General features: G+C 63.7%; 13 protein-coding genes. 12 read left to right on the top strand and 1 reads right to left on the bottom strand.

Going from position 1 to position 16,883, the window contains the following annotated elements; all coding sequences use genetic code 11:
- Window positions 1–17: 17 nt before the first annotated feature.
- The 6 genes from hfq (at window position 18) to J2X53_RS10325 (ending at window position 7,618) form a co-directional block, all read left to right on the top strand.
- The gene (gene hfq, locus J2X53_RS10350; RefSeq protein ID WP_023664101.1) at window positions 18–251 is read left to right on the top strand and encodes an RNA chaperone Hfq; all 234 of its coding nucleotides are present in this window, start codon (window positions 18–20) and stop codon (window positions 249–251) included.
- An 89-nt stretch (window positions 252–340) separates the two neighbouring features.
- Window positions 341–1,606: a GTPase HflX gene (gene hflX / locus J2X53_RS10345; protein ID WP_349037416.1), complete on the top strand. Its 1,266-nt coding sequence runs from the start codon at window positions 341–343 to the stop codon at window positions 1,604–1,606.
- Between the two features lie 257 nt (window positions 1,607–1,863).
- Window positions 1,864–3,312, top strand: a complete 1,449-nt coding sequence (gene guaB / locus J2X53_RS10340; RefSeq protein WP_349037415.1) for an IMP dehydrogenase — start codon at window positions 1,864–1,866, stop codon at window positions 3,310–3,312.
- Window positions 3,312–4,049 (top strand): SDR family oxidoreductase, encoded by a 738-nt coding sequence (locus J2X53_RS10335; RefSeq protein WP_349037414.1) that lies wholly within the window; start codon window positions 3,312–3,314, stop codon window positions 4,047–4,049. The genes guaB and J2X53_RS10335 overlap by 1 nt, the downstream gene beginning before the upstream one ends.
- A complete protein-coding gene (locus J2X53_RS10330; RefSeq protein ID WP_349037413.1) occupies window positions 4,046–5,203 on the top strand; it encodes an RsmB/NOP family class I SAM-dependent RNA methyltransferase in 1,158 nt (385 codons plus the stop codon). The genes J2X53_RS10335 and J2X53_RS10330 overlap by 4 nt, the downstream gene beginning before the upstream one ends.
- A gap of 96 nt (window positions 5,204–5,299) precedes the next feature.
- Complete coding sequence (locus J2X53_RS10325) at window positions 5,300–7,618, top strand: ATP-binding protein (RefSeq protein ID WP_349037847.1); 2,319 nt, start codon at window positions 5,300–5,302, stop codon at window positions 7,616–7,618.
- A gap of 7 nt (window positions 7,619–7,625) precedes the next feature.
- Here J2X53_RS10325 and J2X53_RS10320 read toward each other — a convergent pair whose 3' ends face one another.
- Entirely contained in the window at window positions 7,626–8,216 is a 591-nt protein-coding gene (locus tag J2X53_RS10320) for a hypothetical protein (protein WP_349037412.1), read from the bottom strand.
- A 201-nt stretch (window positions 8,217–8,417) separates the two neighbouring features.
- On the opposite strand from J2X53_RS10320, the gene recA reads away from it, so the two are divergent.
- The 6 genes from recA (at window position 8,418) to J2X53_RS10290 (ending at window position 16,698) form a co-directional block, all read left to right on the top strand.
- Window positions 8,418–9,494 (top strand): recombinase RecA, encoded by a 1,077-nt coding sequence (gene recA, locus J2X53_RS10315; protein ID WP_349037411.1) that lies wholly within the window; start codon window positions 8,418–8,420, stop codon window positions 9,492–9,494.
- A 159-nt stretch (window positions 9,495–9,653) separates the two neighbouring features.
- A complete protein-coding gene (gene alaS / locus J2X53_RS10310) occupies window positions 9,654–12,302 on the top strand; it encodes an alanine--tRNA ligase (RefSeq protein WP_349037410.1) in 2,649 nt (882 codons plus the stop codon).
- A 4-nt stretch (window positions 12,303–12,306) separates the two neighbouring features.
- Window positions 12,307–12,597, top strand: coding sequence for a DUF1330 domain-containing protein (locus J2X53_RS10305; protein WP_349037409.1), 291 nt, complete (start codon window positions 12,307–12,309; stop codon window positions 12,595–12,597).
- Between the two features lie 131 nt (window positions 12,598–12,728).
- Entirely contained in the window at window positions 12,729–13,523 is a 795-nt protein-coding gene (locus J2X53_RS10300; protein ID WP_349037408.1) for a class II glutamine amidotransferase, read from the top strand.
- Window positions 13,524–13,579: 56 nt separating this feature from the next.
- On the top strand, window positions 13,580–15,352 hold the full coding sequence (locus tag J2X53_RS10295; protein ID WP_349037407.1) for an ATP-binding protein: 1,773 nt from the start codon (window positions 13,580–13,582) through the stop codon (window positions 15,350–15,352).
- Window positions 15,349–16,698: a sigma-54 dependent transcriptional regulator gene (locus J2X53_RS10290; protein WP_349037406.1), complete on the top strand. Its 1,350-nt coding sequence runs from the start codon at window positions 15,349–15,351 to the stop codon at window positions 16,696–16,698. Before J2X53_RS10295 ends, J2X53_RS10290 begins: the two co-directional genes overlap by 4 nt.
- The last annotated feature ends 185 nt before the right edge of the window (window positions 16,699–16,883 follow it).

The raw sequence follows: 16,883 nt of genomic DNA, 5'->3' as shown, positions 1-16,883 counted from the left end.
TTAAGGGCACGAAGAGAATGGCCGGTGATAAACAGAACTTGCAGGATGCTTTCCTGAACCATGTCCGCAAGGCAAAAGTTCCAGTAACGATTTTCCTGATCAACGGGGTGAAGCTGCAAGGCGTCATCACATGGTTTGACAATTTTTGCGTGCTCTTGCGCCGGGATGGTCAATCGCAGCTGGTCTACAAGCATGCGATTTCCACGATCATGCCGGGCGCACCGATCAACCTTTATGAAGGTGAAGACTGATTTCCGATCTTCCTGAAGACGATGAAGACGACGATATCTGGCCCGACACGGGCACAGGTATCGACGCTTATGAAAGCGAAAGCCCCGCGATGCGGGCCTTTGTGCTGCACCCGGATATCAAATCCAGCCCGTCACGTCGCCTGCCCGAACACGGGCTGGCCGAGGCGGTCAGTCTGGCCGCCGCCCTGCCGAAGATGGAGGTGGTCGGGGCCGAGGTGGTGCGCCTGCAACGGCTGCACCCCGGCATGCTGTTCGGCTCGGGCAAGGTCGAAGAGCTGGCCGCCCGGTTCAAGGAACTGGATGTGGGGCTGGTGCTGGTCGATGGCCCGGTCTCGCCGGTGCAGCAGCGCAATCTGGAAAAGGAATGGGGCGTCAAGCTCTTGGACCGGACCGGGCTGATCCTCGAGATTTTCGCCGACCGCGCCCGCACTCGTGAAGGCGTGTTGCAGGTCGAACTGGCGGCACTGTCGTTTCAGCGCACCCGTCTGGTCCGCGCCTGGACCCACCTTGAACGGCAACGCGGCGGCTTTGGCTTTGTCGGCGGCCCCGGCGAGACCCAGATCGAGGCTGACCGTCGCGCCATCGACGACCAGGTGATCCGGCTTAAACGGCAGCTGGCCAAGGTGGTGAAAACCCGTGAGCTGCACCGCGCCTCCCGCAAAAAGGTGCCGTTCCCGATTGTCGCGCTGGTGGGCTATACCAACGCCGGCAAATCGACGCTGTTCAACCGCATCACCGGGGCCGAAGTGCTGGCCAAGGACATGCTGTTCGCCACGCTGGACCCGACCATGCGCGCGATGGTGCTGCCGACCCCGCAGGGCGGGGCGGGGCGCAAGATCATCCTGTCCGACACTGTGGGCTTCATCAGCGATCTGCCGACGCAACTGGTCGCCGCCTTCCGCGCCACGCTGGAAGAGGTGCTGTCGGCGGATCTGATCCTGCATGTCCGCGACATTGCCCATCCGGAATCGGCCGAGCAAGCGGCGGATGTGATGGATATTCTGACCTCGCTTGGCGTGAACAAAGCCACGCCGATGCTGGAAATCTGGAACAAGCTGGATCTGGTCGACGGCTCCGCGCGCGAGGCACTGGCGAGCCAGGCCGCGCAGCGCGACGATGTGCTGGCGGTCTCGGCCCTGACCGGCGAGGGGGTGGACGCGCTTCTTGACCGGGTGTCTCTGGTCTTTGACGAAGAGAAAACCGAACGCACGCTCACATTGCCGTTCAGCGACGGCAGACGCCATGCCTGGCTGCATGCGCAGGGCGTGGTCGAGGAGGAGGCGCAGACCGATGACGGTTGGACCCTGACCCTGCGCTGGACTGCCCGGCAGGAAAAGCAGTACCGCGACCTGTAGGGTCACTTCGCTGCATCAGCGTCGCCGGGGGCTTGCCGCCCCCGCGGCCTTCGGCCTTCCCCCGGCGAGTATTTTTTCCAAGATGAACTGCGGGCAGGTTTTTTTGGCCTTCATCTTGGTAAAAATACTCCCGGGGGTTCAAGGGGGCAGGCAGCCCCCTTGTCGCGGCCAGCCAAAGGCGCTGCCATTTCCGCTTGCATCCCTCTGGCAGAGGTGAAACAGGGAACCGCCAAACGATCACTCCTTTGGAGGCTCCCATGGAGATTCGCGAGGCCCTTACTTTTGACGACGTTCTGCTGGTTCCGGCGGCATCATCGGTGCTGCCGTCAGATGCAGATACGTCTACCTTTGTCACAAAATCCATCCGCATGAACATCCCGCTCTTGTCCAGCGCGATGGACACGGTGACCGAAGGCCGGATGGCGATTGCCATGGCGCAGGCGGGCGGGATCGGCGTGATCCACCGCAATCTGGACCTTGAGGCGCAGGCGACCGAAGTGCGCCGGGTCAAGCGCTTTGAATCCGGCGTGGTCTACAAGCCGATCACCCTGACCCCGGATCAGACCTTGGCGGATGCCAAGCTGTTGATGGGGCGCTACAATATCACCGGCTTTCCGGTGGTGGATGCGCAGGGCAGGGTGCTTGGCATCGTGACCAACCGCGACATGCGCTTTGCCAGCGATGACAAGACGCCGGTGTCGGTGATGATGTCGTCGGACAATCTGGCGCTGCTGCACGAGCCGATCGACCGGGAACAGGCGATCAGCCTGATGAAGGCGCGGCGGATCGAAAAGCTGTTGGTGACTGATGGCACCGGCAAGCTGACCGGGCTCTTGACGCTGAAAGACACCGAAAAAGCCGTGCTGAACCCCAACGCCTGCAAGGACGAGATGGGGCGCTTGCGCGTCGCCGCCGCCAGCACCGTCGGTGATGCCGGGTTTGAACGCTCGCAGGCGCTGATTGATGCGGGCGTTGATATGGTGGTGATCGACACCGCACATGGCCATTCCGAAGGCGTGGCCCGCGCGGTAGAGCGGATCAAGCGGCTGTCCAACACCGTGCAGGTGGTGGCGGGCAATGTGGCGACGGCAGAGGCCACCCGCGCCCTGATCGGCGCAGGCGCTGATGCGGTCAAGGTCGGCATCGGCCCGGGCTCGATCTGCACCACGCGCATTGTCGCCGGTGTGGGTGTGCCGCAGCTGACCGCGATCATGGATGCGGCGAGGGCGGCGGGGGATATTCCGATCATCGCCGATGGCGGCATCAAGTATTCCGGCGATTTCGCCAAGGCCATCGCGGCGGGGGCAAGCTGCGCCATGGTCGGCTCTGCCATTGCGGGCACCGACGAGTCGCCGGGCGAAGTGATCTTGTGGAACGGTCGGTCGTATAAATCCTATCGTGGTATGGGCTCTTTGGGGGCGATGGCGCGCGGCTCGGCTGACCGCTATTTCCAGAAAGACGCCGCCAGCGACAAGCTGGTGCCCGAAGGGATCGAGGGGCAGGTGCCCTACAAGGGATCGGCCGCTCAGGTCATTCACCAGATGGTCGGCGGCCTCAGGGCGGCAATGGGCTATACCGGCTGCGCCACCGTGGCCGAGATGCGCGCAAACTGCGAATTTGTCCGCATCACCGGCGCCGGGCTGAAGGAAAGCCACGTCCATGACGTGCAGATCACCCGCGAAAGCCCGAACTACCGGGTCGGCTGATGCGCGCGCTGATCACAGGGGCAGGGGCGGCGGGCGGCATCGGCCTTGCCTGCGCCCGGGCGCTGGGGGCTGCGGGGTATGAGCTGATCATCGCCGGGGCTTCGGGTCGCATCCACGCGCGTGCGGCGGAGCTGATGGCCGAGGGCTTTGTCGCCACAGCCTTTCAGGGCGACCTGACCGACCCGGTTGACGTTGCGCGTCTGGCGGAGCTGGGGCCGGTTGATGTTCTGGTCAACAACGCGGGCATGGGCACACAGGCAGAGCCTCAGCGCATCCGCACCTTTGTCAAATCCGATGCCGATGCCTGGCGGCGGGAATTTGATCTGTCGCTGACCACCGCCGTTCTGGTGACCCGCGCGTTTCTGCCCGCAATGGTGGATCAGGGCTCTGGCCGCGTGGTGATGATGGCCTCGGTCACCGGGCCTTTGGTCTCGGTTCCGGGCAGTTCGGCCTATTCGGCGGCCAAGGCGGCGATGGTGGGTCTGACCCATGCGCTGGCACTGGAGGTGGCGAAGAATGGTGTGACGGTCAACGCTGTCGCCCCCGGCTGGATCGGCACCGAAGCCACGCAGAAGGGCGAATTTGCCGCCGCCCGGAAATCGCCGATGGGTCGCGCCGGCACTCCGCAAGAGGTCGCGGCCTGTGTCGCCTTTCTGGCGTCACCTGCGGCGTCTTATGTCAACGGGATCACGCTGGTGGTTGATGGTGGAAACATGTTGCAGGAACGCAAATCATGACTCCCGCCGCCCGGCTGTCTGCCGCGATCGAGGTGCTGGACCGTGTTCTGACTGGCGCGCCTGCGGAACAGGTGCTGACCAACTGGGGCCGCGCGAGCCGCTTTGCCGGGTCGGGCGACCGCAATGCGGTGCGCGATCTGGTCTATGACGCGTTGCGCTGCCGCCGGTCCTATGCGGCAATGGGCGGGGCCGAAACCGGGCGGGGGCTGATGCTGGGTGCTTTGCGCGCGGCGGGCACTGATCCGGCCACGCTGTTTACCGGTGAGGGCCATGCGCCGCATCCGGTTACCCCGGGGGAAGAGGGCCGCGCGCCCGACGCGGCGGAGGCGCTCGATCTGCCCGATTGGCTGCTGCCGCAGCTGACGGAGTCGCTGGGCGACGATCTGACCCGTATTGCACAGGCCCTGCGTCAGCGTGCGCCGGTGTTCTTGCGGGTCAATCTGCGGCGGGCAACTGTCGCGCAGGCCATCGCAGCATTGCAGACTGAGGGCATTACGGCAGAGCCACATGCTCTGGCCGATACCGCACTGGAGGTGACGGACGGCGCGCGCAAGATCCAGACCAGTCAGGCCTATCTGTCCGGTCTCGTCGAATTGCAGGATGCCGCGTCGCAGGCCGTGGTCAACGCCCTGCCGTTGCGCGATGGCATGCGGGTGCTGGATCATTGCGCTGGCGGCGGTGGCAAGACGCTGGCGATGGCCGCACGCGCCAGCCTGTCACTCTTTGCCCATGACGCCTTTCCCGCCCGGATGCGCGATCTGACCAGCCGGGCCAGCCGAGCCGGGGCAAAGGTAAAGCTGACTGAAACGCCCGAGGCATTGGCACCGTTTGACCTGATCCTCGCCGATGCACCCTGTTCCGGTTCCGGCAGCTGGCGGCGCGATCCGCAAGGCAAATGGGCGCTGACGCCCGGGCGGCTGGCAGAAATCGGCACGATACAGGACCAAATTCTGGACCGTCTGGCCCCGATGACTGGTCCTGGTGGCATGCTGGCCTATGCCACCTGCTCGCTGCTGCGCGCCGAGAACGAAGACCGGATTGCTGCCTTTCTGACGCGCACCCCCGGCTGGTGCCTGAAAAGCACCCAGCGCTTTACCCCGCTGACGGGCGGCGATGGCTTCTTTCTGGCGTTGTTGACGCAAGGTCAACCGTAACCTACACCCCTATGAGCGGTTTTTCGCAGGCAATGCGACGGCGGTTAAGAACGTCTTAACGATTGCCGTGCTGTGCTGCGCGAGAAACGGGTGCAGATGGGGATGGGTGTGCTGGCTGGCGTTCAGGGAAGCAGCGAAATCATCGCCGTGTTGCGCGGTCTGGCCACCCGGTCGCGGCTTTTGCTGGCCGGTGCGCTGGCGGCGGGGGTGGCGGCGGCGGTTGCGTCTGACCCTTCGGTGCGGGTGGCGGCCTCGGTCGTGGCGCTGACGCTGGGCGCGCTGGTCGGGCTGCTCTGGGCCCTGGTCTTTCTGGCCACCCGGACCGAACGCGCGGCAGAGCGGTCGGTCGCGCTGCTGGTCGGTCAGGATGCGACACCCTGTTTCACCACAGATGCTCAGGGTCAGATCCTGTACCGCAATACGGCTGCGCAGGCGCGGTTCGGGGGCGCAGCGGCCTCTCTGATGTCTGCCCTGCAGGATCATTTCGCAAGCCCGGCCTCGGTGCTCTATCGTCTGCAATCGCGGGCTCAGACCGCCGGCGCCACGCGCGAGGATGTGGTGACACGCCGGGGCCATTCGCGCCTGTCGGTGCATCGCATCGCCGAGGGGCGGTTTCTGTGGCGGCTGGAAGAGTTTGTGGATCGCGCCGTCTCCGGGCGCGGGGCCGAAGGGCTGAGCCTGCCAATGCTGATTGTCAACAAATCAGGGGTGGTGCTGTTCACCAACGAGGCGATGCGCCGCCTGCTCGGTGGCCGCCCCAAACGGCTGGACCGGGTGTTTTCCACCCCCGTCCTGCGCAGCGGCGAAGAGCTGGAGGTGGCAGGGGTCGATGGCCCGGTGCGCGCCATTCTGGCCGAGATTTCCGGCGCGGGTGAGCGGCGCGAGATCTATCTGCTGCCGGTCAGCCACCGACCCGCAGGTGAGCAGATCCTGGAAGATTTTGAGGGGCTTCCGGTCGCCCTGCTGCGCTTTGATGGCGAGGGCCGCTTGATGGCCGCCAACCGTGCCGCCCGCGATGTGCTGGATCTGGCCAGCGACGCGCGGCCGATGTTTCACGACATTTACGAAGGTCTTGGCCGCTCGGTCCTTGACTGGGTTGCCGATGTCGCGTCTGAACGGCAGCTGGTCGGCTCCGAGGTGCTGCGCGCCCGGATCGGTCAGGCCGATGCGTTTCATCAGGTGACCCTTCGGCGCTATGTCGATCACGGCTGCCCCGGCGTTCTGGCCGTGGTGCAGGATGCCACTGCTATGAAGCGGCTGGAGGCGCAGTTTGTTCAAAGCCAGAAAATGCAGGCCATCGGCCAGCTTGCGGGTGGTATTGCCCATGATTTCAACAATCTGCTGACCGCGATTTCGGGCCATTGTGACCTGTTGCTGCTGCGCCACTCGCGCGAGGACAAGGATTTTGCCGATCTGGTGCAGATCAACCAGAACGCCAACCGCGCCGCCGCTCTGGTCGGTCAGCTGCTGGCGTTTTCGCGCAAGCAGACGCTGAAACCGCAACGGATCGACCTGCAGGAGGTGCTGTCGGATATGGCGCATCTGCTCAACCGGCTGGTCGGGGAAAAGGTGCGGCTGCGGCTGGCCCATGCGCCCGATCTTGGCATGATCCGCGCCGACAAGCGGCAGCTGGAACAGGTGCTGATGAATCTGGTGGTCAACGCCCGCGATGCCATGCCGATGGGCGGCACCATCCGGGTCGAGACCGAAGCGTTGACCCTGCAGGATGAATTGCGCCGCAACCGCGCCGTGGTGCCGGTGGGGGACTATGCCGCCATCCGGGTGATCGACACCGGGGTCGGCATCCCTGCGGACCGGCTGGAAAAGATCTTCGAGCCGTTTTTCACCACCAAACGCGCGGGCGAGGGCACCGGCCTGGGCCTGTCAACGGTGTATGGCATCGTCAAACAATCGGGCGGCTTCATCTTTGTCGATTCCACCCCGGGTGAGGGGTCGGTGTTCCACCTCTATTTTCCGATCCACCACCCCACCGAAGACGAGGCGACGGCCCCCGCTGCTGAGCCCGCCCGCAAGATCGTGCTCAAGCAGGGGGAGGGGGTGGTGCTGCTGGTCGAAGATGAGGCGCCGGTGCGCGCCTTTGCCAGCCGCGCCCTGCGCCTGCGCGGCTATACAGTGCTGGAAGCCGATTGTGCCGAAGAGGCGCTGCGCCTGCTTGAAGACCGCAGCCTTGCGATTGATGTCTTTGTGACTGATGTGGTGATGCCCGGCATGGACGGGCCAAGCTGGGTCAAGCTCGCGCGTGAGGCGCGGCCGGATGTGCGTGTGGTGTTCATGTCAGGCTATGCCGAAGATTGCCTGTCCGAAGAACAGGCGAGGATGCCGAATTCGGTGTTTCTGGCCAAACCATTCTCGCTCAACGATCTGGCCATCACCGTACAGGGTCAGCTGCACTGACCTTTGCTCAATCCAGACTGTTGTACAGCGCAAAATCTTCAGCCGCGACCGTTTGCAGCCGCGCCATCGTGTCTGGTGACAGATCCAACGAGGCTTTGGGTGAGACATTCAGCTGCGGCAGGATGATCTGAAAATCCAGCCGATCCTCCAGAAATGCGACGAAAGCGTCAATGTTTTCATAGCGGAACACCCGGTCAGCCGCGCGCCCCTCGCCCCCATGCAAGAACCGCGCCTGCGATCCGACATCGGCAAAGGCCGGGCGCGGCGTGCTGCACCAGGCCTGGACAAATGCATCAAAGCTCATGCCTTGGGTGCTTTTGGCCTCATCCGGAATGTCGTCGCGGCTGCGATAACGATACCAGCTGCCCAGCCAGTCGCGCGGCTCGCGCATCATCGCCACCACGGTAAACGGCCCGCCCGCCGCCGCCGCCAGATAGGGCCCGACAAAGCGGTGAAACCGGGCGACATTGGTGTGCTTCAGCACCGGCGGCCGCTGGATCGACAGCGCGGCCAGCGACTCGAGCGCAGCCTCGATCGCGGTCGAGCCGGTTTTCGGCGTTGCAAGGATCGCCAGACGTTGTTCCCAGAATACCAGCACCGTTTACTGTCCCTTTGAGCATCTCTGTCGGATGCGTTTCATTGCTCCGCGTAAACTATCGCTTAACCAGATTGTGAAAAAGCTGAATTTACCAGAATCTGGTTGATATGTTCTGCATTTGATCTCATATAGATGAGAACACTTGGCGAACACCGGCAATGATTGCCGCCGTGGCGCGGCTGTGAAATAAGGAGCGGGACAATGGCGGTGGCGAACCTCCTCGATTTGAACGGGAAGCGCGAAATGGACAAGTCAAAGGCGCTTGAAAGCGCTCTGGCACAGATCGAACGGCAGTTCGGCAAAGGCTCGATCATGCGGCTGGGGATGAACAGCCCGGCAATGGATATCGAGGCGACATCAACCGGCTCTTTGGGGCTTGATATCGCGCTTGGCATCGGCGGCCTGCCAAAAGGCCGCATCATCGAGATTTACGGCCCCGAAAGCTCGGGCAAGACCACGCTCACGCTGCATGTGGTTGCCGAAGAGCAGAAAAAGGGCGGCGTCTGCGCCTTTGTCGATGCCGAACACGCGCTTGACCCGCAATATGCCAAGAAACTGGGCGTCAATCTGGATGAGCTGTTGATCAGCCAGCCCGACACCGGCGAACAGGCGCTGGAGATTGTCGATACATTGGTCCGCTCCGGCGCGGTCAGCCTTGTGGTCGTCGATTCGGTGGCGGCGCTGACCCCGAAATCGGAAATCGAGGGCGATATGGGCGACATGCAGATGGGCGCGCAGGCCCGTCTGATGAGCCAGGCGATGCGCAAGCTGACCGCCAGTATCGGCCGCAGCAACTGCATGGTGATCTTCATCAACCAGATCCGCATGAAAATCGGCGTGATGTTCGGCTCGCCCGAAACCACCACCGGCGGCAATGCGCTGAAATTCTACGCCAGCGTCCGGCTCGACATCCGCCGCATCGGCTCGATCAAGGACAAGGATGAGGTGGTCGGCAACTCTACCCGCGTCAAAGTGGTCAAGAACAAGGTGGCGCCGCCGTTCAAACAGGTGGAATTCGACATCATGTATGGCGAAGGCATCTCGAAAACCGGCGAGCTGGTCGATCTTGGCGTCAAGGCCGGTGTGATCGAAAAGTCGGGCTCGTGGTATTCCTATGGCGATGAGCGGATCGGGCAGGGGCGTGAAAATGCCAAACTGTTCCTGAAATCCAACCCGACCACCGCGGCCGAGATCGAAGAGCGCATCCGCGCCGCCAACGGGCTGGATTTCCACATGGCCGACGGTGAGGCCGCCGATGATGATGTGATGGACACCTGATACACTTCGCAGAGCAAAAGGCCGGGGCATGTCCCCGGCCTTTTTCATGGCGGCGGCGGGCTTTTTCCGGTGTCGGCCACTGCCGCTGGTGGACAGGCCCTGCGCGCGCGGATAGATGGGAACCAAACCAGATGAATCCCTCAGCCGAAGGGCACTAACATGGCGTCGCTGAACGATATCCGCTCGACCTATCTCGATTTCTTTGCCCGCAACGGCCACAAGGTGGTGGACTCGTCGCCGCTGGTGCCGCGCAACGATCCGACGCTGATGTTCGCCAATTCCGGCATGGTGCAGTTCAAGAACCTGTTCACCGGGGTCGAGACCCGCGATTACACCCGCGCCACCACCGCGCAGAAATGCGTGCGCGCGGGCGGCAAGCACAACGACCTTGATAACGTCGGCTACACCGCGCGCCATCACACGTTTTTCGAGATGCTCGGCAACTTCAGCTTTGGCGATTACTTCAAGGACGATGCCATTGCCTTTGCCTGGGAACTCCTGACCAAGGATTTCGGCCTGAACAAGGACAAGCTGCTGGTCACGGTGTATCACACCGATGACGAGGCGGCGGCGATCTGGAAAAAGGTGGCCGGCTTCAGCGATGACAAGATCATCCGCATCCCGACCGATGACAATTTCTGGCGCATGGGGCCAACCGGCCCTTGTGGCCCCTGCACCGAGATTTTCTATGACCATGGCGATCATATCTGGGGCGGCCCGCCGGGCAGCGCCGATGAGGATGGCGACCGCTTCATCGAGATCTGGAACAACGTGTTCATGCAGAATGAACAATTCGCCGATGGCACCCTGCGCCCGCTGGACATGCAGAGCATCGACACCGGCATGGGGCTGGAGCGGATCGGGGCGCTGTTGCAGGGCAAGCACGACAATTACGACACCGACCTGATGCGCAGCCTGATTGAGGCCAGCGCGCATGCCACCAGCTCTGATCCCGATGGCCCCGGCAAGACCCACCACCGGGTGATCGCCGACCATCTGCGGTCAACCTCTTTCCTGATTGCCGATGGGGTGATGCCCTCCAGCGAAGGGCGCGGCTATGTGCTGCGCCGGATCATGCGCCGCGCCATGCGCCATGCGCATATGCTGGGCTCGCAGGATCCGGTGATGTTCAAACTGGTGCCCGCGCTGGTGCGCCAGATGGGGGCCGCTTACCCCGAACTTGCGCGGGCGCAAAGCCTGATCGAGGAAACGCTGAAGCTGGAGGAAACCCGCTTCAAGACCACGCTGGACCGTGGCCTGAAGCTCTTGGATGACGAACTGGTGCGTCTGCCCGAAGGCGGTGATCTGTCGGGCGCAATCGCGTTCAAGCTCTATGACACTTACGGCTTCCCGCTGGATCTGACGCAGGACGCTTTGCGCGAACGTGGCCGGGCAGTGGATGTGGCGGGCTTTGACTCGGCGATGGCCGAGCAAAAGGCCAAGGCCCGCGCGGCATGGTCCGGCACGGGTGAAGCGGCGGATGGCAAGATCTGGTTCGAGCTGGCCGAAGAGCATGGCGTCACCGAATTCCTCGGCTATGACACCGAAACCGCCGAGGGCGTGATCAACGCGCTGGTGCGCGACGGCGCGGCGATTGATGCCGCCAAAACCGGCGAAAGCGTTCAGATCGTGGTCAACCAGACCCCGTTTTACGCCGAATCCGGCGGGCAGGTCGGCGATACCGGCTTGATCCGCACCGCGACCGGCATGGCCGAAGTGACCGACACCCGCAAAATCGCAGGCGTGTTCCTGCACATCGCCACCGTGGTTGAGGGGAGTGTGACCAAAGGCCAGCCCGCCAAGCTGGAGGTCGGCCACACCCGCCGGGCCCGGATCCGCGCCAACCATTCGGCGACCCACCTGCTGCACGAGGCGCTGCGCCGCGCGCTTGGGAACCATGTCGCGCAAAAGGGCAGCCTCAACGCGCCCGACCGTCTGCGCTTTGATTTCAGCCATTCGGTGGGCTTGACCGCCCGCGAACTGACGTTGGTCGAGGGCGAGGTGAATGAATTCATCCGCCAGAACAGCCCCGTTGAGACCCGTATCATGACGCCAGACGATGCCCGCGCCATCGGGGCGCAGGCGCTGTTTGGCGAAAAATACGGCGATGAGGTCCGCGTGGTCTCGATGGGCGTGCTCGATGGCAGCGCCAAAGGGGCCGATGGCAACACCTACAGTCTTGAGCTCTGTGGCGGTACCCATGTGGCGCGGACTGGCGACATCGGCGCGTTTGTGCTCTTGGGCGACTCCGCGTCGTCGGCGGGCGTGCGGCGGATCGAGGCGCTGACGGGTCAGGCGGCGCTGGACCATCTGCGCCAGCAGGATGCGCGGCTGGCCGATGTGGCGGCGGTGCTGAAAGCCCCGGCGGCCGAGGTGGTGGAACGGGTGAAAGCCCTGTTCGACGAACGCCGCGCGCTGCAGAACGAAGTGGCGCAGTTAAAACGTGACGCAGCATTGGGCGATGAGTTCGCCGAGCCAGTCGAAATCAACGGGCTCAAGCTAATTGCACAAGTCGTTTCCAGTGTGGCCGGCAAAGACCTTCCTCCAATGATCGACGAAATCAAAGCTTTCTTGGGCTCTGGTGTGGTTTTGTTGATCGCTGATACGGGCGGAAAACCTGCTGTCTGTGCTGGAGTTACAGCTGATCTCGTTGACAAAGTGTCTGCAGTCGATTTGGTTCGGGCGGCTGTTGAGGCTCTCGGCGGTAAAGGCGGTGGGGGACGTGCTGACCTTGCCCAAGGCGGCGGGACCGATATTTCGCAAGCATCAAATGCGATCAAAGCCGTTAAAGCTGTTCTAGAAGGATAATCCCATGCCCACCGCTCTCTGGATCACCCATGTCGAAGTGACCGACGCCGACGCCTATGGCCTGTACGCCAAGGCCGCAGGCCCGGCAGTTGCCCTGCATGGCGGCGTTTTTCTGGCCCGTGGTGGCCGCTATGTTCAGCTCGAAGGCAAGGAGCGCGCCCGCAACGTCGTGACCCGCTTCCCCAGTCTGGAGGCGGCTGTGGCCTGCTACCAAAGCCCGGAATATCAGGCGGCGCTTGCCCATGCCAAAGGCGCTTCGGTGCGCGATCTGGTGATCGTAGAAGAAATCGACTGATTTTTCAGCACAAGCCCCCCAAACATCCGCGACGCCGCAAGAACCTCCTTCCGGCGTCGTTTTCTTTCATGCTATTGTCATGAAAAGAAACGTTGGGGCAGAACCATGTTCATCACCACAGGGGCGCGCTGATGTGCCGTTGGGCCGCCTATACCGGGGCGCCGATTTTCCTTGAGGAAATCGTCAGCCGACCCGGCCATTCGCTGATCCACCAGTCGCATTGCGCCACGCAATGCCACACCGCCATCAACGCCGATGGCTTTGGTCTGGCCTGGTATGGCGAGAGGCCGGAACCGGGGCTGTACCGCGATGTGATGCCGGCCTGGTCCGACCCCAATCTGCGCAGCCTGACCGCGCAGGTCCGCTCTGGCCTGTTTCTCGCCCATGTGCGCGCCAGCACCGGCACCGCGACCAGCCGCAACAATTGCCATCCGTTCACCTGGGGGCGGTGGGCGTTCATGCACAATGGCCAGATCGGCGGTTATGACAGTTTCCGCCGTGACGCCGACATGATGATCCCCGATGCGCTGTATCCGTGCCGCAAGGGTGCGACGGATTCCGAGGCGCTGTTCCTGATCGCCATTGCCGAAGGGCTGGGCGATGACCCCAAGGGCGCGATGGAGCGCGCGGCCGCCAAGCTGATCAGCCTTGCCCGCGCCAAAGGGGCGGCCCCGCATCTGCGCCTGACCGGCGCGTTGTCGGATGGCAAGCGGCTGTATGCGATGCGCTATGCCACCGATGACCATGCGCCCACGCTCTATCACCGCTGGTCCGACACGCGGGGCGGCACCGCCGTGGTGTCCGAACCGCTTGAAACCGGCGAAGGTGGTTGGATCGCCGTGCCGCCGTTCAGCTTCTGCACCTTTGAGGGCCGCGATGTGCAGGTCGAGGATTTCCACCCCTGCCGCCTGGCCGTCGCCGCCTGAACCGCAGTTGCGGCCCGACCCGCTTTGCCGATAGCATTGACGGGACAGGGGGGCCGATGCGCAAAACCACACGAAGATGGCTGATCCTCGCCGCCACGCTGGCGGTGCTGGGCTGCTGTCTGGCCGGGTGGCTGACCTGGCGGCACAGTCTTGCGCGGTCACTGGATGACACCGCCCGGCGCGGTGACAATGTGTTGCAGCTCGCCACCACCGCGCTGTCGGGCGAGCTGGACCGGTTCGAGCGTCTGCCGCCGCTGATTGCCGAGCAAACGATTGTCACCCGGCTGGCGGCGGACCCGCGCAATCCGGCACTGGTCATGCAGGCGAATGACTATCTGCGCCGCATCCAGCGCCTGCTGGGAGCGACCGATATTTATCTGATGGATACCAATGGGTTGACCATTGCCGCATCGAATTATGACACCGACACCTCGTTCATCGGCGGCAATTTCGCGTTCCGCCCCTATTTCTACGATGCCCTGACCGGCGCGGCGGGGCAATTTTATGCCCTTGGCACCACCAGCGGCAAGCGCGGCTATTACTTTGGCGCGCCGGTCCGGGTGGCGGGGCTGACCGCAGGGGTATTGGTGTTCAAGGTCGATCTTGACGCCATCGAGGGCACATGGGCGGGGGGCGATTATGCGGTTCTGGTCACCGACCCGGAGGGGGTGAGCTTTCTGTCGTCGCGTCCCGACTGGCGTTTTGCCGCGATGCGCCCGCTGAGCATCGCCGCGCAGGCCAGTATCGAAAGCACCCGGCGCTATGCCGGAACGCCCATCGGTCTGCTGGAGATCATCGGCGAGGGGCGCCACCGCAGCAGCCCGGTGCTGCGCATCGCCGAAGCTCAGGGTGCGCGGGAATATCTGCAACGCGACATGCCGATGGATCGGGCCGGCTGGGTGGTGCATGTGCTGATCGACACCGCCGCCGCGCGGGCATCGGCACTGACGCTCGCCTTTGTCGCCATGCTGGCCTTTGGCGTGCTGGCGATGGTGGGGGCGGTGGTCTGGCAGCGCCGTCTGCGGCTGGATGAGCGGCTGCAGGTACAGGCCGAAGCCCGCGCCGATCTGGAGCGCCGGGTGGAGGAACGCACGCATGAGCTGCGCCAGGCGCAGGCCGATCTGGTGCAGGCGGGCAAGATGGCCGCGCTTGGCCAGATGTCGGCAGCGCTGAGCCATGAGTTCAACCAGCCGCTGGCTGCCGCCCGCACCTATGCCGACAACGCGGGCGTGCTGATGGACCGGGGCCGGCTGGCCGAGGCGCGCGGCAATATCGACCGTATCCTGTCGCTGATCGACCGGCTGACCAGCATCAGCCGCCATCTGCGCAGCTTTGCCCGCGCGCCGGGGCAAAAGCTGTCGCATGTCACCGTGGCCGAGGTGGTGGAAGCTGCGGTAGAGATTGCCGCGCTGCGCATCCGTGCGGCAGATGCGAACCTGACCATCGACCTTGCCAGCGATCTGCCGCAGGTTGTGGCTGGCCCGGTGCGTTTGCAGCAGGTGCTGGTCAACATCCTGACCAATGCCGCCGATGCGGTGGAGGGGTTGGATGACCGCCGCATCACCCTGACCGCCGAAGCCATCGGTGATGATGTGCTGATCCGCATTGCCGATTCTGGCCCGGGCGTGCCCGAGGGGCTGGTCACCCGTATCTTTGATCCGTTCTTTTCGACCAAGGGCGTGGGTAAGGGGCTTGGCCTTGGGCTTTCCATTTCCTACAATATCGTCAAAGACTTCGGCGGCGATCTTTCTGTAACGTCAGGCCCCGGCGCCTGCTTTGTGCTGCGGCTTGCCGCGGCCCAGTCCGCCCAGCAAGAGGCTGCCGAATGACCCCGCTCCGTATTCTTCTGGTCGATGACGAACCCGATCTGCGCGCCTCGACCGCGCAGGCGCTGGATCTGGCGGGCTTTGCGGTGCAGGATTTTGCGATGCCCGAGCGGATCATGGATCTGGTCAGCTTTGGCTTTCCCGGCGTGGTGCTGACCGATATCCGCATGCCCGGCATGGATGGGCTGACGCTGATGAACCGCATCCACGAGATTGACCGTGACATTCCGGTGATCCTGATCACCGGGCATGGCGATGTGCAACTGGCGGTGCGGGCAATGCGCGAAGGCGCTTATGATTTTGTCGAAAAGCCATTTCCGGCCAGCCAGTTGACCGAAATCGTGGCGCGGGCGTCGGATTACCGTCGGCTGGTTCTGGAAAACCGCGTGCTCAAGGCGGCGGCGGGGCAGGTCGATGATATGGAGCAACGCCTGATCGGGCGTTCCACAGTGATGATCGACCTGCGCCGCCGCATCCGCACCCTTGGCCCGACCGAGGCCGATGTGTTGATCGTGGGGGAAACCGGGGCAGGCAAAGAGGTGGTGGCGCGGGCGCTGCATGATCTGTCGCCGCGTGCGCGCAAACCCTTTGTCGCCATCGACTGCGCCGCGATCCCGGCAGCGCTGATCGAATCCGAGCTGTTCGGCCATGAGGCGGGGGCCTTTGCGGGCGCGATCAGAGCGCGCTATGGCAAGTTCGAACATGCGCGCGGCGGCACCATCCTGCTGGATGATATCGCCTCGATGCCATTGGACATGCAGGGAAAACTGGTGCGGGTGATTGAAGACCGCACCGTCACGCGGCTGGGATCGAACGAGTCTCTGCCGCTGGATGTGCGCTTTATGGCCACCTCGCGCGTGCCGCTGGAGGCCGAGGTAGAGGCCGGGCGGTTCCGCGCGGATCTGCTTTACCGGCTGAACGTGGTGACGCTACAGGTGCCGCCGCTGTCGGCCCGGCGCGAAGATATACCGCTCTTGTTTCTGCGTCTTTTGTCCGAGGCCGCCAGCCGTCACCGCTCTGACCCCGCGCCGGTGCCGCCATCGCTGGTGGCGCAACTGACCGCGCGCGACTGGCCCGGCAATGTGCGCGAGTTGCGCAACGCCGCCGACCGCTACGCGCTGGGTCTGGGCGAGGGCGCGCAGACGGTGGAAGAGGCCCCGTCGCGCCTGTCAGAACGGGTTGCCGAGTTCGAGCGGCGCGAGATCGAGGCAGCGCTTGCCGCGCATCGCGGCAACTTGAAACCGGTTTATGAATCACTCGGATTGTCGCGCAAAACCCTGTGGGAGAAGATGCAAAAGCACGGGCTGGACAAGGCCCAGTTCGGGGCCGGGGGCGAGGCAGAGGCGTAACAAGCCACGAAATCCCCCCATGCTTTGCCTGCGATGTTACGAAATCCACCCATCACAGCCGCCTGAACGCCAATTGATTGCGCAAACGGCGAACAACACGGTTGAGTGAAGCGGCGATTAACCGCCTTCTGGACACAGCACGGCCTGCGCAGGAGACGCAGGCCAGTGTCGATTTTTTGGGAGGA

Source organism: Pseudotabrizicola sp. 4114 (assembly GCF_031457365.1).
Taxonomy (GTDB): Bacteria; Pseudomonadota; Alphaproteobacteria; order Rhodobacterales; family Rhodobacteraceae; genus Pseudotabrizicola.
This window is presented reverse-complemented; position numbering and strand designations above follow the sequence as displayed.

Coding starts and splice junctions, on each gene's coding strand:
- J2X53_RS10330 (WP_349037413.1), top strand. CDS start 4,046: ATGACTCCCGCCGCCCGGCTGTCTGCCGCGATCGAGGTGCTGGACCGT.
- J2X53_RS10300 (WP_349037408.1), top strand. CDS start 12,729: ATGTGCCGTTGGGCCGCCTATACCGGGGCGCCGATTTTCCTTGAGGAA.
- recA (WP_349037411.1), top strand. CDS start 8,418: ATGGCGGTGGCGAACCTCCTCGATTTGAACGGGAAGCGCGAAATGGAC.
- hflX (WP_349037416.1), top strand. CDS start 341: ATGCGGGCCTTTGTGCTGCACCCGGATATCAAATCCAGCCCGTCACGT.
- J2X53_RS10305 (WP_349037409.1), top strand. CDS start 12,307: ATGCCCACCGCTCTCTGGATCACCCATGTCGAAGTGACCGACGCCGAC.
- J2X53_RS10290 (WP_349037406.1), top strand. CDS start 15,349: ATGACCCCGCTCCGTATTCTTCTGGTCGATGACGAACCCGATCTGCGC.
- J2X53_RS10295 (WP_349037407.1), top strand. CDS start 13,580: ATGCGCAAAACCACACGAAGATGGCTGATCCTCGCCGCCACGCTGGCG.
- J2X53_RS10335 (WP_349037414.1), top strand. CDS start 3,312: ATGCGCGCGCTGATCACAGGGGCAGGGGCGGCGGGCGGCATCGGCCTT.
- alaS (WP_349037410.1), top strand. CDS start 9,654: ATGGCGTCGCTGAACGATATCCGCTCGACCTATCTCGATTTCTTTGCC.
- guaB (WP_349037415.1), top strand. CDS start 1,864: ATGGAGATTCGCGAGGCCCTTACTTTTGACGACGTTCTGCTGGTTCCG.
- hfq (WP_023664101.1), top strand. CDS start 18: ATGGCCGGTGATAAACAGAACTTGCAGGATGCTTTCCTGAACCATGTC.
- J2X53_RS10325 (WP_349037847.1), top strand. CDS start 5,300: ATGGGGATGGGTGTGCTGGCTGGCGTTCAGGGAAGCAGCGAAATCATC.